Origin of the sequence: uncultured Anaerofustis sp. (assembly GCF_938029165.1) — a bacterium.
Lineage (GTDB): Bacteria > Bacillota > Clostridia > Eubacteriales > Anaerofustaceae > Anaerofustis.
On record NZ_CALHFB010000030.1, the window covers coordinates 1 to 19,883 of the forward strand.

The window sequence follows — 19,883 nt, forward strand, 5'->3', positions numbered from 1 at the left end:
TATAACTTTTTTCTCAAGACATTTTTAGTAAATTTAATTTTTTTATTATAATAATTTATAAATAAACAATAAATTATTATGCTTATTAAAAAATCAATATATATTTAAAACACTTATTTATCAACAAAAAGTTATAAAAAGCCTTTACAAAAAGGATTTTAAAGGATATAATAATCTAACTGTGACAATTCGTCACATCCTTGGGAAAATATAAAGTTTTCCCCATGAGTCCATAAGGAGGTGAAAGATATGCAAAAATATGAAACATTATTCGCTGTTAGACCTGACATGAATGAAGAAGAAGTTAAGGCAATGGTTGAAAAAATTCAAAACGTAATCACAAGTAATGGTGGTAAGGTTGAAGAAGTTGATGAATGGGGCATGAAAAAATTAGCATACAAAATTAACAATAAGTATCGTGACGCATACTATACATTAATTAATTTTGAAGCTGAAAAACCTTGTTTAGATGCACTAAACCACACATTCAGAATTACAGAAGATATCATAAGAGACATTATCGTAAAAAGATATTAATCTTATATTTAGGAGATAAAAATGCTAAACAAAGTAGTATTGATAGGACGTCTAACAAGAGATCCTGAAACAAGAGTTTTAACTTCAGGTTCAAGTGTTAGTACATTTACACTAGCAGTTGACAGAACATTCAAATCAAGAGACGGAGAAAGAGGAACGGACTTTATCCCAATAGTTGCTTGGGGAAAAACTGCGGAGCTTTGCGGACAATACCTTTCAAAAGGAAGACAGACCGCTGTAGCAGGCAGGATACAAACAAGAAGCTATGACGCAAATGACGGAAGCAAAAGATATGTGACAGAAGTTGTTGCTGAAGAAGTAACTTTCCTTGGTTCTAAAAATGATGGTATGAGAAATAATAATAACAATAATTCATACCAGTCTCAGGATAACGAATTTGGCGTACCAATGGACGGCTTTAGTGAAATGGACGACGACGATATGCCATTTTAATTAATTAAGTAAAGGAGAAAAGCTATGGCTATGCAAAGACAAGGTGGATCTAACGGTGGATACAGAGGTGGATCAAACGGCGGATTTAGAAGAAGAAAAAAAGTTTGCTATTTCTGTGAAAACAAAATAGAACACATTGATTATAAAGATACAAAATTACTTAAAAAATACGTATCTGAAAGATATAAAATTTTACCTAGAAGAGTAACAGGTACATGTGCGAAACATCAAAGAGGTGTTACACAAGCTGTAAACATTGCAAGAAATGCAGCATTATTACCATATACAACTGAATAATAAGTAAATTATTAAGGACATACATAAATGTATGTCCTTTTTTTATTATTAAAGTTACAATTATCGAACTTTTAAATAATTTACTAATAAAAAGATAAAATAAATAATAGTTTCATTTTATTATTATTGAATGAAAACGAAAGTAAATCAAATAAAAATTATATGTATTTTTTACCTGAAATGTGATAATATATAAATAGATGTATTAAGGAGGACAGAAATTATGTCAAACGGAAAATTTTTAGCAGGATTAACAATAGGTGTAATTGCGGGTATAGCGGCAAAATACGCCTATGACAACAAGGAAGAACTTATGGATATAGCATTGGATAATTACTACATTGCTAAAGATGAACTATCTACTTTTGCTCAGCATTCTTTGGAAAAGGCAGAAAATTTATCAAAACAAGCTAAAGAAGGAGCTGACTTTGTATTTGACGCAGCAAAAGAAAAAATTGAAGAAGCAAAGAGCTATGCTGATGAACAAATAGATGATTTAAAAGGTATGGTTAAATCAGCAGGCAGCGAATTAAGCGAAGATAAAAAAGAAAACGAAGATATAGACGATTTTGAACTAAAGTTTGATGAAGAGCTTTTGTAGGAGAAGTAAATGAATATAAATATCAGTCCCTTAGATATGGCGTTGATTGCTCTTTGCATTGCTTTAGTAATACTAATCATATATTTGATTATAACGGTAAATAAATTATCAAAAACAATGAACGAAGTAAACACATTACTAAAAGATGTACAAACAATAACACAAGACAATACAAAAAATATAAACTCTATTATAGATAATATAGAACATATCACAAGCGACGCAGTTGAGCTGACAAACAAAGTAAACAGCTCTGTAAAAGGTATAGAAACAGCTCTCAAAACGCCCTTAGATGATCCCTCAGGAATCATGGAAGGAACCATGAAGGTTAAAAAAGTATATTCTACAGCAAAAAATGTCATGTTTGCTGCAATGGTGGTAAAAGACTTCTTTAACAGAAGGAAAGAGAAAAAACTAAGAAAAAAATATAAACAATAATATTATGGACATCAAGGTTGTGGCTGAAAAATTAGTGTATAGCTGCGGCCTTTTATAATATTATCAAAAATAAAAGCGAAAGGAAACAACAAAAATGAAAACTTATAAGACCAAGGATATAAGAAACATTGCATTACTTGGACATGGAGGCTCAGGTAAGACCTTGCTTGCAGAAGCTATGGCTTTGAAAGCGGGTCTGATAGAACGACTTGGAAAGACAGAAGACGGGACTACGATTTCGGATTATGATGCGTGTGAACAAGCCAAAGGCAGTTCAATTTCTACATCTTTAATTCCAATTGAACACGGCGGAGTTAAGATAAATGTACTTGATATCCCGGGTTATTTTGATTACATAGGAGAACAATGTTCGGCTCTCAGAGTAGCAGATACAGCAGTAATAGTAGTAGATGCAATAAGCGGAGTTCAGGTAGGAACGGAAAAAGCTTATGAAATGGCAGTAGAAAGAGGAATTCCCGTTGCATTTGTAATAAATAAACTCGACAGAGAAAATGTAGATACTCATAAAGTTATGGAAGAGCTTAGAGCTCTAACAGGACCTAAAATCGTACCTTTTCAAATCCCAATAAATGAAGGTGTCGGTTTTAACAGCGTAGCTGATATTTTTGATAACAAAGCTTATACATACGAACAAGGTAAAGTAACGATTACAGACGTACCCGATTCGACAATAGAAAAATCTTCAAAATATAAAGATATTATATTTGAAATCGCTGCAACCACAGATGAAGAATTAATGGAAAAATACTTTGAAGATGAAGACGGAACACTTACAGAAGCAGAACTTCATTCCGGAGTTAAGACCGCAATAGCAAACGAAGAACTTATCCCTGTATTTTGCGTAAGCGCACTAAATGATATAGCTGTTGATAAATTCTTAGATGCTATAGTATATAATTTCCCAACCCCTATCGAAGCTAAAGCAGCTAAGGTGGATCAAGACGGAAAACAAGCACAAAGACATTATGCAGATGACGAACCTCTTAGTTTGTTTGTATTTAAAACAATAGCAGACCCATTTGTAGGTAAATTATCATTATTCAAAATCAAGAGCGGTATTTTAAAACCGGGAATGGAACTTAGTAATACCAATCAGGATAAAAAAGAAAAAATCGCTAAGATTTATACTTTAATAGGTAAAAAGCAGGAAGAAGTCATGCAAATGCATCCGGGCGATATAGGTGCACTTGCCAAACTTGCTTATACAAAAACATCCGATACACTTTGCGACCCTAAAGATAATATTAAATTTAATCCTATAGAATTCCCTCAATCAATCATATTTACGGGAATAGAACCAAAATCAAGAGGCGATGAAGATAAGTTATCTACAGGACTTGCGAAATTAAAAGAAGAAGACCCAACTATTGTAGTTGAAAGAGACGAAGAAACTCATCAAAATGTTTTATATGGAATGGGAGAAGCTCATCTTGAAGTAGTAAAAGATAAACTTAAAAATAAATATGGTATAGAAGTTGTACTTACACCTCCTATTATCCCATATAGAGAAACAATAAAGAAAAAAGCCACAGCCGAAGGTAAACATAAAAAACAATCAGGCGGAAGAGGTCAGTTCGGTGTTGTAAATATAGATTTTGAACCTACATATAACTTGGAAGACGATCTTGTATTTGTCGATGCTGTTGTAGGAGGAGCAGTTCCTAGAAACTTTATCCCTGCAGTAGAAAAAGGACTTAGGGAATGTATCAAGCATGGCGTACTCGCGGGATATCCTGTAGTTGGACTGAAAGCAACTCTATTTGACGGCAAATTCCACCCTGTAGATTCAGACGAAATGAGCTTTAAAATGGCTGCAAACCTTGCATATAAACAAGGTATGGCTGAAGCTAGCCCAATCTTACTCGAACCTATATATAAAGTTGAGATTACAATACCTGATGACAATACTGGGGACGTAATGGGAGACCTTAACAAGAAGAGAGGCAGAGTCCTTGGAATGGATCCGGTAGGAAACGGTAAAACTAAGATCACCGCTGAAGTACCTCTGGGAGAAATGTTTAAATATGCTACGGAACTAAGATCAATGACTCAGGCAAGAGGATCTTTCACAATGGAATTTGAAAGATATGACGAAGTCCCTCAAATGGCGAGCGGAAAAATAATAGAAGAAGCTAATAAAAGAAAAGAAGCTAAAAAATAAATATATTAAAAGCACCTAGTAAGGTGCTTTTATTTTTCTTTATATTTGTTTTCTACCATAGAACAGATAACAATAAGACCTATTACCCATGGCATGATAAGAAGTACACTGACTATAGAACCTAAAGAATGTTCCGGTGCAAAAATCAAGGGGGACATAATAGGCAAAAGTAATAATCCAAAATAAATGAAAACTTTTCCCAGTTCTTTATTATATCCTTTAACGTCCTTTACGTCGGGCAATTTACTTACATTCGACATATATTGGACAGGTTTCTTACTTTTAGAAATGCTGATTCCGATCAGGATAAAAATAATCACTACTATTATAATGACGCCCAAAGCTATATATTTTCCCATAATTACTCTGCTTTCTATATATTGCATTTATATAATATATATTAATTATACTATGAGGAGAATTATTTTGAAAGTATTACTTCATACATGTTGTGCGCCCTGTTCCATTATGTGCATTGAAACACTCAGAAAAGAAAACATAGAACCCACATGCTTTTGGTATAATCCCAATATACATCCATTTCAGGAATATAAAAAGAGAAAAAAGACACTGATCGATTATACTAATGAAATAGATGTTAAATTAATAATTGAAAATGAATACGGGCTTAGAGAATTCTTAGATAATATTTATCCAAACTTTGATAACAGATGCGGTGTATGCTATAATATGAGGCTTTTCGAAACTGCAAAATACGCAAAAGAAAACGGGTTTGACGCATTTACTACGACTCTTTTAATAAGCCCCTATCAAGATCATGATTTAATGTGTATGATTGCAAAAGCTGCCGGCAAAAAATACGATATTGAATTCTTATATAGAGATTTCAGACTATATTTCAACGAAGGACAGGAAAAAGCTATAGCATTAAATCTTTACAGACAAAATTACTGCGGCTGTATTTTCAGTGAAGAAGAAAGATTTTCAAAAAAAAGAAGAAAAGAAATTATAAATAAACAAAAAGAAAAAGAACTTCAATAATGAAGTTCTTTATTTAATCTATATCTATTGTTAAAATAATTGTATCGTCTTCCAATATTTCCTCACTCTCAACATTCCATTCATTCTTTTTTACGTTATCCATTAAAACATTATATGTATATTCCTGAACATTATTTCCATACTCTTCGTTTATCGACTTAACTTCTTTCATAAAACAATTCATATCAGGTATATTCTCTAAATTCATAACATAAGGATGATATTCGTTTTCTCTTGAATATCTTAAAATCCCTTGTTCGTTATCAATATAAATATTATTATCATTTATTACATTAACTTTAAAACCATGTTCTGTCAATGTCTTTATAAGAATGTCCTTATCCTTAAATATTGTTGGGATATTTTTATAATTATTGTTTTTTAAGCTTTCATTATATTCCTCCACATAAACATCCATACTCATACCTACTGCAATAGCTAAAGGAACTAAACCTAAAATTAGTGACATATTATCCTCCTAAAAATCTAAAATTCTTCCGCCTCTTTTTTCTTTTATATCAAGTGATGGTGCTGGTTTTTCATCATTTGATTTATCAAATGCAAATTTACCCAAATCTTCTTTTGATGTAGCGGCAACGGCTCGTACATTTGCCCATTCTCTTAGAGCTTTAATTTGCTCTTTCTGTGTTATACAAAGTGGAACTGTATTTTTAATACATTTAATCAAATCATTTTCAGTTAAATCTCTATTTTCAAAAAAGGCTTCATATAATGCGGCTATAATAACTTCTTCAATCTCAGCACCGACAAAACCTTCACTTATTTCAGCCAATTTTGAATATAAGTCTTCATTAAGCTTTAACTCTCCGATTATATCAACATCTGTTAATCTTTTTTTTAAGTGAAGTTCAAATATTTTTTCTCGTTCTCTCTTTGTAGGTAAATCTACAAAAAATATTTCATCAAATCTACCTTTTCTGAGCAGCTCCGGAGGAAGGTTACTGATATTATTTGCAGTTGCTATTACAAAAACAGGAGCAGTTTTCTCCTGCATCCAAGTTAAAAAAGTCCCAAAAACTCTTGTGGACGTTCCTCCATCTCCTGAACCGTTATTGGCACCCGCCAATCCTTTTTCTATCTCATCAACCCATAATATAGACGGAGCAACAGCTTCGGCTGTTGCTATTGCTTTTCTGATATTCTCCTCAGAACTTCCAACAAGCCCGCTGAAAATTTTGCCTATATCTAATTTTAACAACGGTAATTTCCACATCGCGCTTGTAGCTTTTGCAGTAAGACTCTTCCCGCATCCGGGAACACCGGTTATCAAAATACCTTTAGGTGTTGGTATATTATATTTTTTTGCATTATCTAACCAAGATTTATTCCTCTTCATCAGCCATGATTTTAAATTTTCAAGACCGCCGATATCATTTATGTCTAAATCGCTTTTAATAAATTCTAAAATACCGGTTTTCTTGATTACCTGATTTTTTTCATCCAAAATGATATTAAGTGCATCAATATTAATGCCTTTAAGTTCAACCATTGCTCTTGCAAAAGCATTTTCGGCTTCCTGAAATGTTAAACCAAGTGCAGCCTTTATTAATTTATCTTTTTCTTCGACAGTTAAATTATTTTCAAGCCTCGATGAATTGACATTTATTAAATTATCCAATATTTTCGCCAGTTCTTCTTTCGTTGGAAGGGGAAATTCTAATATAGAAATATCCTTTTGCAAATCATTTGGTATATTTAGAACCGGAGAAACAAAAACAACGGTTTTTAAATTTTCACTATCACTCCTTAAATAAGGTATAAGATCCCTTAACTTTCTTATTATGTTATTATCGCCGGGTCTATTATTTGCGCCAAAAAAATTATGGAAATCTTTTAATACAAAAATAGCATCTTCTTTTGAATTTGCAATAGCATTTAAAGCGGCAGAAGGATCATATTGAATATTGTTTTTAGTAAAAGATTCTTCTATACTTTTAAATCCCTTAGTTTGGCTCCAAACATAAACCTTCCTTTTATCCTTGAATAAATTAGTATCATTAGCTGCAGAATTAATCATTTTAACTACTCTATCTTCTTCCCATGTTGGGATATAAATATATGGATATCTTGCTTTTATTAAATTTGCAAATTTTGTTTCAATATTATTTTCATTTTCCATGCCTATCTCCCTTTAAAATATCAATAAGATTATTAAAATTTCCCATACCATTAATAATGACATTTCCTTCTTTATTAATCCTCATTTCAATCTTACTTTTATATTTTTTAATATCATTATAAGAATATCTATCACTCAAGAAAATATAACTCTGATTTTTAGATCCAACCCAAGGACGGGAAAAATCCTTTAAACTTTCAATGTAAGGTCCGTCTACTAATAGGTCAGTATATTTTAGAAGTTCATTTACATATTTATCATTTAATGTCTTTAAATCTTCATATATATACCCCGTAAATGTAAGAACTGACAAATCTTTCTCTTTAACCTTCTTTGCTATTTTACTTAATTCTCTTGCCTGCAAAAAAGGCTCTCCCCCCAAAAAAGTAATACCCTCAATATCTTTTTCATATAAAATCATATTTAATAAGTCGTTAGCACCCATATATTTATCTACATCTGTATCCCAAGTATCCTTTGCAAAACATCCTTCACACCTATGCTTACAACCTTGCACCCATATACAAAATCTTTTGCCGGGACCTTCAACTTCAGTTTGCTTAATAATTTTATATATATTTATCATCTATATATCAAGTATCCTTCCATCAGCTATATCATCTTTTTTATTTTTATACTCTGTAATATATGCCATATCTAAAATTTGAACGGCAAAATGCGGTTTGATTTCCATTAATTTAATAAACTCATCCATAGATTTAAAACCATTATTTCTATTTATATAATCAGCTATTTTTTTTGCTTTAACAACTGTAATACCGGGAAGCTTACTTAACTCATCCGCAGTACTATTATTAATATCAATTTTATTATTTTCAACGACTTTATTTTTAAGATATATTGAGTCTTCTGCTTCAAGCTTCAAATCTTCTTTTTTATATAAATCTGATTTATTATCAACTATTTCTTCATTTAAAGGAATATAAAATTCTTTTTTTGTATTTCTATACTGATGTTCGTCTATAATTTCAAATGGATTGGACAAATAAAAATCCCTTCTTATTAAATATTCTTCTCTTACTACAAAACAATAAACAATACCTGAAACATAAGTTAACATTGGTATATATGCAAAAATAGAAGGTAAATTAGATACATCGAGAGATAACATATAAACCCATGTTAAAAAGAAATATATTATACTCAGTATTTTCCACCTCTTTACTTTAGCCTTATAACCTATATACATCAAAGATATAAATCCGAGTATAAAAAAAGATAAAAGTACCCACCAGGAATTTAAAAGCTCCCATTTTTTGCCTCTGTTAGTTATTGACATTTTTTAAAACATCCTCTCCTATAATTTCATTATTATTTATATTATCATTTTCATAATATTCATCAGTAAAAGAAGAATCAGTGACTTCTGCATTTAATATTTCTTTAAATACGTTTATATAATCTAGGCATTTTTTACCTTTTATATTTTTTGTCGACGCTTCTATTTCACCATTTGAACGTATTTTTACAATCAATTTTTTAGACATTTTGTACCCCAATAATATTATAGTATTTTATATGATTATATCATACTTTATAAATTAATAACAAATTATATATACCTAAATAACTAAAAAAGAACTTCAATAATGAAGTTCTTTATTTGTTTCCTATTCTAAGCATTCTATATCCAACACCAATATGAGTCTGTATATAAATAGGATGTTCACTATCCTCTTCTATCTTTTTTCTAAGCGTTGCCATATATACTCTAAGAGAGGCAACATCACTATCAAAAGCTGTACCCCATATTTCGTTCAAAATATATTTGTGAGTAAGGACCTTGCCAACGTTTTTACTGAGTAAACAAATCAATTTATATTCATTAGGAGTTAAATGCACTTCTTTGTCATCTACAAAAACACATCCGCTTTCATAGTCTATTTTAAGTCCCCCGTTAGTAAATATAGGACTTGCATTTTTATTATAATTACTATTTTGATAATCAAGTCTTCTAAATGCAACCCTAAGTCTGGCTAAAAGTTCATCTACGCTGAAAGGCTTAGTTAAATAATCATCTGCGCCGGCATCTAAGGCATCTATTTTATCTTTATCTTCACTCCTTGCACTGACTACAATTATTGGCACATTAGACCAGCCTCTGATCTTTCTTATTATATCAACACCATCCATATCAGGAAGTCCTAAATCCAATAATATGACATCAGGTTTTCTGCTGATTGCTTCATCCAGTGCCTGTTTCCCATTCTTGGCAGTATGAAATTTATAATCCTTACTTTCTAAAGTCGTGGATATCAAATTTTTTACTGCATTATCATCTTCTACGACTAATATTAATCTATTATTCATATAGTGTAACCTCCTGTGCCCTTAATGAAAATGTAAATATAGTACCCTTTGGAGTATTATCTTTAACCGTAAGTTCTCCGCCATGCGCATTTATTATAGTTTTACATAGATATAACCCAAGCCCCAATCCCCTTCTGCTATCGGCGATATTACCACCTGTATAAAACATTTTAAATAAATTCTTTTTCCCCTCTTCACTTATACCATCTCCATTATCCATTATACTTGTATATACATATCCATTTTTCTTTTTAACTTTAATTATTATATCCGAACCCGCTTTAGTATATTTTATTGCGTTATCTACTATATTTATTATAACTTGCATAATTAGTCTGGAATCCATTTTTGCCATTAACAGTTCGTCATCATTTTCTACTTTGATATTATGCTCCACACTTTTTCTATTGATATGTTTAAGTGATTCTAAAATAACTTCATTTATAAGTTCAGGCTCTATATTTAAATTCATACTTCCGTCTTCTATCCTTGTAACAGAAAGAAGATTTTCTACAAGGTTGATGAGCCACATGGAGTCATCATACATATCTTCGTATAATGCATGTTTTTTGTTTTCATCAATACTATCAAAATCCTTTAATAAGACAGAAGCATTTCCGGAAATACTTGTAAGAGGAGTCCTTAAATCATGAGATATGGAACGAAGTAAGTTAGCTCGAAGCTTTTCCTGTTTTGCTTCTAATAATGTTTTTTCATTCTTTTCTTCTAAATAATTATTTTCCAAAATAGAACCGCATTCATTTACCATTGAAATAAGTAAGCTTCTGTCAAACATGCTAAATTCTTCATCATTATCTATTTTAACTCCTACGACCCCATAAATACCCTCTTTGCCTCTTATTGAAAGATAATAGCACTTAGATCCATTTAATGTATTAGTGGACACCCCAGCATGTTTGTTATTTTTATACACCCAAAGAGCAACTGCCTGCTCATTGGCATTAATATATTCTTTTATATCTTCATTTATATCGGCTTTAAATATACGGGGTTCCAACAACCTATCATGTATAGACAAATAAATAATGGTAGTTTTATCAAGTAGTTTTAAAATTTGCTTTCCGGTTTCTTCTATTATATCTTCTTTGTTTTTCGCCTGCTGCAGTCTCTGATTCGTTTCCAACAAAACTTTCATTCTATAGGCAACTCTTGCAGACTGTTTCGCCTGCTCCTTTATTTTTGATGTAAGTGTACCTGTGACAAAAGCAGCAATGAACATTATTAGAAAAGTTACAGGATAACCTTTATCATATGCATCCAATGTAAATCTTGGTACCGTGAAGAAAAAATTAAATATTAAGACACTGAGTAAAGAAGATACAATCGGATATATTTTTTTAGGCGTTAATACCGCAGTCCCGAGAACACCTAAAATATAAACAGTTATTATATTTGCTTCACTAAACCCTAAAGAATAAAAAATAAATCCCGCTGCAGTACATAAAAATAAAATAGTAGTAGATTTAATAGTATCCATAAAATTAATACTTACTTCCTCTTTATCAATGATATTTTTGATATTTCTACTATTTTTAACATCACTGTCGGGAATGATATATATATCTAAATTGGGATAAATCGAAGATAATTTATTTGCAAAAGAAGAATTTGAAGAGAAAAGTCCCCTTTTATTTCCGCTTCTTCCGATAACTATCTTCGATACATTTGACAGCCTTGCAAATTCAGCAATTTGGAAAACTATATCATCTCCGTAAACTGTAGTTATATTTGCCCCGAGCTGTTCCGCTAATTTGAAATTCTCGTTAAGCCTTTTTTCATCTTCCTCGGATATTTCTTTATCATCTGAAGTTTCAACATATAATGCAGTAAAAGTACCTTTAAAAGCATCTGCCATACGTGAGGCAGTCCTGATTACTTTTTTATTGCTTGGAGAAGCAGATAAACATATCAATATATGTTCATTTGAGGGAGATGAATTCTTTGTAGGATTTTTTATCTTTTCAGATATTTTATTTACCCTATCGGCACATCTCCTTAAAGCAATTTCTCTTAGTGCGGTAAGATTATCGACAGTAAAAAAATTATCAAGTGCAGTTACTGCTCTATCCCTTCTATAAATTTTACCTTTATTAAGCCTATCTATTAGATCCTCAGGTTCAATATCCACAAGCTCTACCTGGTAAGCAAGGTCAAAAATTCTATCCGGTATCCTTTCCCTTACTTCAATTCCGGTAATTGACTCAACTATATCATTAAGGCTTTCAATATGCTGTACATTCACAGTCGTATACACATTTATCCCTGCATTAAGTAATTCTTCAATATCTTGATATCTTTTTACATGCCTAGAACCCATAGCATTGGTATGTGCAAGCTCATCCACAAGTATTATCTCAGGATTTCTTTTAAGGGCAGCACCCAAATCAAACTCTTTAAGGATAATACCATTATACTCTATTTTCTTATTATCCAAAGATTCTATACCATTTGTAAGTGCCATTGTTTCAGGACGAGCATGCGGTTCGATATATCCGATCACTACATCCTTACCATTATCAAAAGCTTTATGTGCAGCCTCAAGCATTGAGTACGTCTTACCTACACCTGCGGCATACCCAAAAAATATTTTTAATTTGCCGCAGTTACTATCTTTTTTTTCTGTTTTGATTTTCTCTAAAATTTTGTTCGGATCAGGTCTCATAATTTTCTCCTAACAAGATAAACAGTGCTAATATATTTAAATATTAACACTATTTAATATTACTTAAAAGTATTTATCGGAAATAATATTTTTAAAAACAATTTTTCTGCACTATTATCAGATGAATAATCAAAGTATAATCTCTTATTATTTTTATCGATTATTTTAAAATTATTATCATTATATTCTACGCTAATACGCAGATCACTAAGTGCAAGCCGAAGAGCAAGTTCCCATTCAAACAAAGAAAACAAACTATTCTCTTTATATCTTTTGAAAGCATAATCAAAATCAATAGGCGATAACTTATCTTTCAAAAAAAGTTTCCATAATTCTTTTCTTTGTTCTATACTAAGGGAATCAATAAAGGCTTCATTTTCATATGGATTATCCAATTTTATGTACTTATAAAAAGTATTTTTATCTTCTTCATCCATATTATTAAACATATGTTCAGGGAACTTTGCTCTGTCAACCGCAATATAACTTTTCCTATAATCAAGGTTATTAATGATTTGATAAAAACTATCCAGTAAATCTGAATTTATCACTTCTATTTTTACACAAATATCGGTCATTTCAGCAAAATCCTTACCGGATACATTTTTTTTCATAAGTATAATTTTACTATCACTTAAATCATAATAAGATACAAGTGAAGCCGATTCATTATCATTTATAATCCCATAAATCGATAAAGGATATTTGTTGGATATTAAACCGGCGCTTATACCAAATTCATCAAAGAAATTTTCAACTGCATAACAGGCCTTTTCATAATATACCCATATAGAATTTTCTTTTTCTATTTTATATACCTTTGGGTTTATATTAAGCTCATATCCTAACATATAGATATAAACCATTAAAAGTGATTCTTCATAAGAAGGTTTAATATCTTTGGAAATATTTACTTCTTCCTTATATGCAATGACTTTGTTATGCATATCTAATCTCCTTTTACTTTAATATACCATCTAACATTAAGTTAACTTTTAGTACATTTACTCTTTTTTCTCCAAAAATACCGAGAAAACGTCCTTTTGTACATTTATCAATTATTGTTTTAACTTGTGATTCACTCATATTATTATTTTTAGCAAGCCTTTTTACTTGATATTCTGCTGCTTTAGGAGATATTTCAGGGTCTAGACCGCTTCCCGAATTTGTTATTAAATCGGGCGGAATAGGTGTATTCCCCATCTCTTTATGATTTGCTTTTATTTTTTCTACTCTTTCTTCTATAGTTTTTTCAAAATCATTACTTGCGGGAGTTACATTTGAAGGACCGGAATAAAGAAGAGTATTTCCGTCTTTATCCTTAAATGTTGTCATATTTAAATTCATAACACGACCCCACATATGATCTTCATCTTCATACTGCTGTGCCATAAATTCACTTCCGTATTTCACTCCGTTTACTTCAATTATACTTCCGTTAGCTTTATCATGAAATAAAACCTGACATATACCTGTCATAACAAAAGTATATATAAGTCCGCAAAGTATAGTAGTGATGACTACAAAAATTAGTGATCTTTTTATTGTACCTTTCATTAATCTTTTTCCTCCTATACCAAACCGAGAGAAACGATGATTACATCAATTATCTTAATAAAGATAAATGGAGTGATAATACCACCGAGTCCGTAAACAAGTAAATTTCTGCTGAGAAGTTTTCCCGAAGACACTTCTCTGTATTTAACACCTTTTAAAGAAAGAGGTATCAATGCAACAATTATCAACGCATTGTATATAATTGCAGAGAAAACAGCTGAATTTGCACTGTGAAGTCCCATTATATTAAGTGTCTGTAATCCAGGATATAACCCTATGAACAATGCGGGTATAATAGCAAAGTATTTTGCAATATCATTTGCTATACTGAATGTTGTAAGACTTCCTCTTGTCATTAATAACTGTTTACCTATCCTTACTACATCAATTAATTTTGTAGGTGAGGAATCCAAATCTACCATATTACCTGCTTCTTTTGCAGCCTGAGTACCTGAATTCATTGCTACCGCAACATCCGCCTGTGCAAGTGCGGGAGCATCATTTGTACCGTCCCCTGTCATAGCAACAAGATGACCTTTCCTTTGAAAATCTCTTATCATATCAAGTTTACCTTCAGGGGTAGCTTCTGCAAGGAAATCATCCACACCTGCTTCCGCAGCAATAGCAGCAGCGGTAAGAGGATTATCTCCGGTAATCATGATTGTCTTGATACCCATCTTTCTAAGGTCGGCAAATTTTTCTTTTACACCTTTTTTTATGATATCTTTTAAGTGGATAACACCCAATACTTTATCATTTTTAGCGACAACAAGCGGTGTTCCGCCTTGGTTAGCTATTTTATTTACTGCCTCTTCGATTTCCGTATTAAAGTTACCGCCTTGTTCTTCTACATATTGTTTGATAGTATCAGCGGCACCTTTTCTGATTTCCATTCCATTCATATTTACGCCGCTCATACGAGTTTTAGCGGTAAAAGGAACGAATTCCATATTTAATTCTTCTAGATTTCTGCCTCTAAGCCCAAACTTTTCTTTTGCTAACACTACTATACTTCTTCCTTCGGGAGTTTCATCCGCTAAAGACGAAAGCTGTGCAGCATCTGCCAATTCTTTTATGTCTACTCCGCTTGCCGGAATAAAGGCATCTGCTTTTCTGTTCCCTAAAGTAATAGTTCCTGTCTTATCAAGCATCAATATATCCACATCACCTGCGGCTTCGATTGCTCTTCCGCTCATTGCAAGTACATTTGCACTATTAAGTCTGCTCATTCCCGCAATACCTATTGCAGAAAGAAGTGCACCAATAGTAGTTGGAGCCAAACAAACCAATAACGCAATAAGTGAGGTTATTGATGTTGGATTTGCAACACCCTGTTGATTTGCTGAGAATAAAGAATATCCATATAGTGCCAATGTTACCAATATAAATATGATCGACAGTGCTACCAAGAATATTTCAAGAGCAATTTCATTAGGAGTCTTCTTTCTTGAAGCACCCTCAACCATTGCGATCATCTTATCCAAAAAGCTTTCGCCCTTTTCACTTGTTACTTTTACTACTATCCAATCGGATATAACCGTAGTACCTCCGGTAACAGCACTTCTGTCACCTCCGCTTTCCCTTATGACCGGTGCAGATTCACCGGTTATGGCACTTTCATCCACGGAAGCAGCACCATCTATAACTTCACCGTCAGCAGGAATTTGTTCTCCTGCTTTTACAATAACCATATCTCCTTTTTTGAGATTAGCTGAAGAAACTTCGGTTATTTGATGCTTTTTATCTATAGATGGAATTTTATATGCCTTTACATCCTGCTTTGCGGCTCTGAGGGAATCAGCCTGAGCCTTCCCTCTGCCTTCCGCTATCGCTTCTGCAAAGTTGGCAAATAAAACCGTAAACCAAAGGATTAGAGCTATTCCAAGTATATATCCCTTTGGTGCATCTTGAATGCCAAACAGAGCCGAAACAAACAAAATACTTGTAAGTATAGCCGATATGTATACAAGAAGCATTACCGGATTTTTGGCTTGTATTTTCGGAGAAAGTTTTATAAAAGAATCTTTTATGGCACGTAGCACCATATTTTTATCTTTTAAAGCGCTTGTATATTCATTATTTTTCATAATACTACTATAATCTCCTTTACTATATAATCATTTCAAAAAATTCTGCTATCGGTCCGAGAGCCAGTGCAGGGAAGAAACTTAAAGCTCCTACTATCAACACCATTAATACAAGTAAGAATACAAACATAGCATTTGATGTCGATAAAGTTCCTGCAGTTACAGCAATTTTCTTTTTCTTTGCAAGACTGCCTGCTATAGCAAGACATGCCGTCATTTGAACAAAACGAGCAAATAACATTACAAAACCTAAATTAACATTGAGAAACGGTGTATTTGCATTAAATCCGGCAAAAGCAGAACCATTGTTACCTCCGCATGAAGAAAAAGCATAAATCACTTCACTAAGCCCATGAGCTCCAGCATTATTCAAACTATCAGCCGTTGACGGAAGTATAGTAGCCAGGAAGCTTCCTATAAGTATAGCTATAGGAGTAGCCAGACATACCAATACTGCCATTCTCATTTCAAAAGGCTCTATTTTCTTTCCTAAAAATTCAGGAGTCCTTCCGACCATAAGACCTGCCACAAATACCGCTAAAATCGCAAAACCGAGCATTCCGTATAATCCACATCCTACACCGCCAAATACTACTTCACCAAGCTGCATTTGAAGCATTGGTATCATACCTCCTATAGGTGTATAGCTGTCATGCATGGAGTTTACAGAACCGTTCGATGCCGCTGTTGTCCAGCTAGCCCATGTAACAGATGAGGCAATACCGAACCTCGTTTCCTTACCTTCCATGTTACCGATTTGCCCATCAACTGATGTACTTACCGCAGGATTTGCAGTAAATGCAGGCGTAGAAGCATGTTCACTATAGGCAGTTATACCCATAAAACCAACTAATAATATAAACATTGCCATAAATATAGCAATACCTTGTTTTTTGTTTTTAATGTCTCTGCCAAAGGCAAAACACAATGCAACAGGAATCAATAATAACGAAATCATTTCCAACATATTAGAGAAAGGCGTTGGGTTTTCGAGTGGGTGTGCAGAGTTAACTCCATAATATCCACCGCCGTTTGTTCCAAGCTGCTTTATTGCAACCTGACTCGCTGCCATACCTAAAGGAACGATTTGCTTTGTTACCACTTCAGCATCTTTTATCTGTTCACCATTAACATAAACTTTATTATCTTGAATTTTTGCATTCTCTATGATTTCACCTTCGGTAGTTATGGCTACAGGTTCAAGTAGGCTTACTTCTTCATGTCCTTTAAATGTTTGTACAACACCTTGAGAAGCAATACCTATTGTTACAACTAATGAAAGCGGGATCAATACATATAAAATACTTCTTGTTACATCCACAAAGAAATTTCCTATACCTTTACTTTTAACTTTCATTAGTCCCCTTACCAAAGCGTATAGAACAGCCATACCTGTTGCGGCAGATGTAAAGTTTTGAACAGTTAAGCCCAATGCTTGAGCTAAATAACTAAGCTGAGATTCACCGCTGTAAGCCTGCCAGTTTGTATTTGTAACGAAACTTGCTGCTGTATTAAATGATAGATCCCAGCTCATACCACCGATACCTTCAGGATTTAAAGGCAAGAATTTTTGTGCACATTGAATTACAAATAAAAATATAAGTCCAAATGCACTGAATGCCAATGCACTTATGGCATATTTCTTAAATCCCATTTCTTCATCTTTATTGATTTTTAAAATTTTATAAATGAAGTTTTCAACGGGAAGTATTATTTTTGATAAAAATACCGTTTCGCCATTCATTACTTTACTTATGTATTTTCCTAGAGGAATGGCTAAAACAACTAAAATTACCAAGTAAAATACATATTGCAAAATTGAATTACTCATTATTCTCTACCTCCCAAAAGTAAAACAGCGTAGTAAATAAGCATACCTACAGCTGCTAAACCGCTTATTACTATAAGAAATGTCATTTTTATGTCCTCCTTTTAACAAGTTAAAGTCTATCACTTAGAGAATTAAAATGGTGTTAAGGGACAAGTAAAGAGTATTAAGATTATATAAAGATATACTATTAAAAAAGAAGCAGTATAAAACTACTTCTTAAAGTTTAAAAAAAAAGAGAAGTAAAAATACTTCTCTTTTTTATTTATCTATTTACTATATTGTATTTTATACATACCGCTGCATTTTTTACCTTGCTGAACTTTAATATAATAAGTGCCTTTATTAGCTTTACCATAACTTGTTCCGTAAGTTATTTTACCTTTAAATTTATCGGTATATGGAGTAATTTTTTGCGTCCCTATTTTCTTTTTACCTTTATATACTGTTACAGCAATATTACCGGATTTTATTCCCTTTGTATTTAAGGTTATAACTGTAGGTCTTTTTTTAGAAACTTTTATTTTATACCAATCACAAGTTTTCTTTGTTGATGCAACAAATACTGTAGATACAGTTTTCTTACGCTTTATTGTCTTAGCCTTGCTTTTTTTTGAGATATTATAATCTTTTACTTTAGCATTTGAGTATTTAACACCATATTTATATTGGTATTTAGATGAACCTGTGCAATTATTTATCCTTATATAGTAAGTATTTTTTGCCTTAACGCCAAAATATGCTTTATTATAATAACTATTTTTGGAATTATAATAAACTTTTGATGATATTGCCTTTTTCTTAGAATCATATAAGGTTATATATCCCGTTGAACTGGAATATCCGTACCTTTTTAATGATACGTTAATATACCCTGTTTTGCTTGGTTTGATTTTATAGTATACATTACTATATCCGCTTCCTTTTGCACCAGACGATAATATCCATTTATTAACAGATAGACTTCTTGAATTATTAGCATATACATAGCCTCTAACTGATAATGTATACTTATTAGTAGAAGATCTCGGTTCTACTAAAATATAATATGTTTTTCCCGCTACAACATCGAAACCATTTGTATCAACTCTAGACTGCCCCGGTGATAAAAACATAGAAGCACCATATGCAGTCACATTAATATCAGTAGAAATTATAGCTATACTTGCTGTACTACTCTTATCTAATACAGCATCTATATATAGTATTCCTGTAGTAGCCGCTTTTATAGGAATAACATAGTTACCAGATACATTACTATATTTAGAATAGCCAGGTTTTCCTGTAGTTGTATATGCCATATGTTTTGAATTTATTGTTTTAGCCCATGTTATATTATTGTCTTTTGTCAACTTTACTGATGAAAGTGTTTTTTTATCAGATAAATTTAGTTCCTTACGAATTTTTTTCTGATTTATTTTATCTTCTATTTTATTAGAAGATAAAACCTCACCTTTAAACTCCGATATATTCGCCGCAAATACTCCGGCACTGCCCAGTGCAAACGTTGCTACCAATGTAAGCACCAAAAGTCTCTTTAAAACTTTCTTCATAATTTATTTCCCCTTTATGTATTTATTTTTAGTAACTCTTTGTTACTATATTAAACTAATTAAGAACAAAATATTGTCATAATACACTTTTTTCCTCATAAAAAGAGTAGTATCCAATAATTCTTTTATAATAATATTATAAAATACTTATAAGCAAAAGTCTATTATTTTAAACTTGGTTTCCCTTTATTTTA

General features: G+C 32.1%; 20 protein-coding genes. 7 read left to right on the top strand and 13 right to left on the bottom strand.

Going from position 1 to position 19,883, the window contains the following annotated elements; genetic code table 11:
* Positions 1 to 249: 249 nt before the first annotated feature.
* From rpsF to fusA, 6 genes are all read left to right on the top strand, one after another.
* Positions 250 to 537 carry a 30S ribosomal protein S6 gene (gene rpsF, locus Q0516_RS03005; protein WP_257479995.1) on the top strand — a complete coding sequence of 96 codons (288 nt, stop codon included), beginning with the start codon at positions 250 to 252 and terminating at the stop codon, positions 535 to 537.
* Between the two features lie 21 nt (positions 538 to 558).
* Positions 559 to 990 (top strand): single-stranded DNA-binding protein, encoded by a 432-nt coding sequence (gene ssb / locus Q0516_RS03010; protein ID WP_257479996.1) that lies wholly within the window; start codon positions 559 to 561, stop codon positions 988 to 990.
* Between the two features lie 24 nt (positions 991 to 1,014).
* Positions 1,015 to 1,287: a 30S ribosomal protein S18 gene (rpsR, locus tag Q0516_RS03015; protein ID WP_365945436.1), complete on the top strand. Its 273-nt coding sequence runs from the start codon at positions 1,015 to 1,017 to the stop codon at positions 1,285 to 1,287.
* 223 nt (positions 1,288 to 1,510) lie between these two features.
* Complete coding sequence (locus Q0516_RS03020) at positions 1,511 to 1,888, top strand: hypothetical protein (protein ID WP_294465673.1); 378 nt, start codon at positions 1,511 to 1,513, stop codon at positions 1,886 to 1,888.
* 9 nt (positions 1,889 to 1,897) lie between these two features.
* Positions 1,898 to 2,326 (top strand): DUF948 domain-containing protein, encoded by a 429-nt coding sequence (locus Q0516_RS03025; RefSeq protein ID WP_257479998.1) that lies wholly within the window; start codon positions 1,898 to 1,900, stop codon positions 2,324 to 2,326.
* A gap of 94 nt (positions 2,327 to 2,420) precedes the next feature.
* Positions 2,421 to 4,508 (top strand): elongation factor G, encoded by a 2,088-nt coding sequence (fusA, locus tag Q0516_RS03030; RefSeq protein ID WP_257479999.1) that lies wholly within the window; start codon positions 2,421 to 2,423, stop codon positions 4,506 to 4,508.
* A 29-nt stretch (positions 4,509 to 4,537) separates the two neighbouring features.
* On the opposite strand, the gene Q0516_RS03035 is transcribed toward fusA, so the two are convergent.
* Entirely contained in the window at positions 4,538 to 4,867 is a 330-nt protein-coding gene (locus Q0516_RS03035) for a hypothetical protein (RefSeq protein WP_257480000.1), read from the bottom strand.
* A 67-nt stretch (positions 4,868 to 4,934) separates the two neighbouring features.
* Here Q0516_RS03035 and Q0516_RS03040 point away from each other — a divergent pair, with 67 nt between their 5' ends.
* Positions 4,935 to 5,510, top strand: coding sequence for an epoxyqueuosine reductase QueH (locus Q0516_RS03040; protein ID WP_294465678.1), 576 nt, complete (start codon positions 4,935 to 4,937; stop codon positions 5,508 to 5,510).
* Between the two features lie 13 nt (positions 5,511 to 5,523).
* Here the strand turns inward: Q0516_RS03040 and Q0516_RS03045 are convergent, their stop codons facing one another.
* The 12 genes from Q0516_RS03045 to Q0516_RS03100 form a co-directional block, all read right to left on the bottom strand.
* Positions 5,524 to 5,979: a hypothetical protein gene (locus tag Q0516_RS03045; protein ID WP_294465682.1), complete on the bottom strand. Its 456-nt coding sequence runs from the start codon at positions 5,977 to 5,979 to the stop codon at positions 5,524 to 5,526.
* A 9-nt stretch (positions 5,980 to 5,988) separates the two neighbouring features.
* Positions 5,989 to 7,650, bottom strand: a complete 1,662-nt coding sequence (locus Q0516_RS03050; protein WP_365945439.1) for an AAA family ATPase — start codon at positions 7,648 to 7,650, stop codon at positions 5,989 to 5,991.
* Positions 7,640 to 8,236, bottom strand: coding sequence for a 4Fe-4S single cluster domain-containing protein (locus tag Q0516_RS03055; protein ID WP_294465685.1), 597 nt, complete (start codon positions 8,234 to 8,236; stop codon positions 7,640 to 7,642). The genes Q0516_RS03050 and Q0516_RS03055 overlap by 11 nt, the downstream gene beginning before the upstream one ends.
* Entirely contained in the window at positions 8,237 to 8,950 is a 714-nt protein-coding gene (locus Q0516_RS03060; protein WP_294465689.1) for a helix-hairpin-helix domain-containing protein, read from the bottom strand.
* Entirely contained in the window at positions 8,937 to 9,158 is a 222-nt protein-coding gene (locus Q0516_RS03065) for a DUF2997 domain-containing protein (protein WP_294465692.1), read from the bottom strand. Before Q0516_RS03065 ends, Q0516_RS03060 begins: the two co-directional genes overlap by 14 nt.
* A 112-nt stretch (positions 9,159 to 9,270) precedes the next feature.
* The gene (locus Q0516_RS03070) at positions 9,271 to 9,981 is read right to left on the bottom strand and encodes a response regulator transcription factor (protein ID WP_257480002.1); all 711 of its coding nucleotides are present in this window, start codon (positions 9,979 to 9,981) and stop codon (positions 9,271 to 9,273) included.
* Positions 9,974 to 12,664 carry a sensor histidine kinase KdpD gene (locus tag Q0516_RS03075; protein WP_294465695.1) on the bottom strand — a complete coding sequence of 897 codons (2,691 nt, stop codon included), beginning with the start codon at positions 12,662 to 12,664 and terminating at the stop codon, positions 9,974 to 9,976. The genes Q0516_RS03070 and Q0516_RS03075 overlap by 8 nt, the downstream gene beginning before the upstream one ends.
* Before the next feature lie 59 nt (positions 12,665 to 12,723).
* A complete protein-coding gene (locus Q0516_RS03080; RefSeq protein ID WP_294465698.1) occupies positions 12,724 to 13,611 on the bottom strand; it encodes a hypothetical protein in 888 nt (295 codons plus the stop codon).
* Positions 13,612 to 13,624: 13 nt separating this feature from the next.
* Positions 13,625 to 14,221 carry a potassium-transporting ATPase subunit C gene (locus tag Q0516_RS03085; RefSeq protein WP_294465700.1) on the bottom strand — a complete coding sequence of 199 codons (597 nt, stop codon included), beginning with the start codon at positions 14,219 to 14,221 and terminating at the stop codon, positions 13,625 to 13,627.
* Between the two features lie 14 nt (positions 14,222 to 14,235).
* Positions 14,236 to 16,308: a potassium-transporting ATPase subunit KdpB gene (gene kdpB / locus Q0516_RS03090; protein WP_294465704.1), complete on the bottom strand. Its 2,073-nt coding sequence runs from the start codon at positions 16,306 to 16,308 to the stop codon at positions 14,236 to 14,238.
* Between the two features lie 22 nt (positions 16,309 to 16,330).
* On the bottom strand, positions 16,331 to 18,139 hold the full coding sequence (kdpA, locus tag Q0516_RS03095; RefSeq protein ID WP_257480007.1) for a potassium-transporting ATPase subunit KdpA: 1,809 nt from the start codon (positions 18,137 to 18,139) through the stop codon (positions 16,331 to 16,333).
* Between the two features lie 266 nt (positions 18,140 to 18,405).
* Positions 18,406 to 19,689 carry a hypothetical protein gene (locus tag Q0516_RS03100; RefSeq protein ID WP_294465708.1) on the bottom strand — a complete coding sequence of 428 codons (1,284 nt, stop codon included), beginning with the start codon at positions 19,687 to 19,689 and terminating at the stop codon, positions 18,406 to 18,408.
* Between the last annotated feature and the right edge of the window lie 194 nt (positions 19,690 to 19,883).

Bases quoted from the DNA above. Each gene is read 5' to 3' on its own strand.
- rpsF (WP_257479995.1), top strand. From the start codon at position 250: ATGCAAAAATATGAAACATTATTCGCTGTTAGACCTGACATGAATGAA.
- ssb (WP_257479996.1), top strand. From the start codon at position 559: ATGCTAAACAAAGTAGTATTGATAGGACGTCTAACAAGAGATCCTGAA.
- rpsR (WP_365945436.1), top strand. From the start codon at position 1,015: ATGGCTATGCAAAGACAAGGTGGATCTAACGGTGGATACAGAGGTGGA.
- Q0516_RS03020 (WP_294465673.1), top strand. From the start codon at position 1,511: ATGTCAAACGGAAAATTTTTAGCAGGATTAACAATAGGTGTAATTGCG.
- Q0516_RS03025 (WP_257479998.1), top strand. From the start codon at position 1,898: ATGAATATAAATATCAGTCCCTTAGATATGGCGTTGATTGCTCTTTGC.
- fusA (WP_257479999.1), top strand. From the start codon at position 2,421: ATGAAAACTTATAAGACCAAGGATATAAGAAACATTGCATTACTTGGA.
- Q0516_RS03035 (WP_257480000.1), bottom strand. From the start codon at position 4,867: ATGGGAAAATATATAGCTTTGGGCGTCATTATAATAGTAGTGATTATT.
- Q0516_RS03045 (WP_294465682.1), bottom strand. From the start codon at position 5,979: ATGTCACTAATTTTAGGTTTAGTTCCTTTAGCTATTGCAGTAGGTATG.
- Q0516_RS03050 (WP_365945439.1), bottom strand. From the start codon at position 7,650: ATGGAAAATGAAAATAATATTGAAACAAAATTTGCAAATTTAATAAAA.
- Q0516_RS03055 (WP_294465685.1), bottom strand. From the start codon at position 8,236: ATGATAAATATATATAAAATTATTAAGCAAACTGAAGTTGAAGGTCCC.
- Q0516_RS03060 (WP_294465689.1), bottom strand. From the start codon at position 8,950: ATGTCAATAACTAACAGAGGCAAAAAATGGGAGCTTTTAAATTCCTGG.
- Q0516_RS03065 (WP_294465692.1), bottom strand. From the start codon at position 9,158: ATGTCTAAAAAATTGATTGTAAAAATACGTTCAAATGGTGAAATAGAA.
- Q0516_RS03070 (WP_257480002.1), bottom strand. From the start codon at position 9,981: ATGAATAATAGATTAATATTAGTCGTAGAAGATGATAATGCAGTAAAA.
- Q0516_RS03075 (WP_294465695.1), bottom strand. From the start codon at position 12,664: ATGAGACCTGATCCGAACAAAATTTTAGAGAAAATCAAAACAGAAAAA.
- Q0516_RS03080 (WP_294465698.1), bottom strand. From the start codon at position 13,611: ATGCATAACAAAGTCATTGCATATAAGGAAGAAGTAAATATTTCCAAA.
- Q0516_RS03085 (WP_294465700.1), bottom strand. From the start codon at position 14,221: ATGAAAGGTACAATAAAAAGATCACTAATTTTTGTAGTCATCACTACT.
- kdpB (WP_294465704.1), bottom strand. From the start codon at position 16,308: ATGAAAAATAATGAATATACAAGCGCTTTAAAAGATAAAAATATGGTG.
- kdpA (WP_257480007.1), bottom strand. From the start codon at position 18,139: ATGAGTAATTCAATTTTGCAATATGTATTTTACTTGGTAATTTTAGTT.
- Q0516_RS03100 (WP_294465708.1), bottom strand. From the start codon at position 19,689: ATGAAGAAAGTTTTAAAGAGACTTTTGGTGCTTACATTGGTAGCAACG.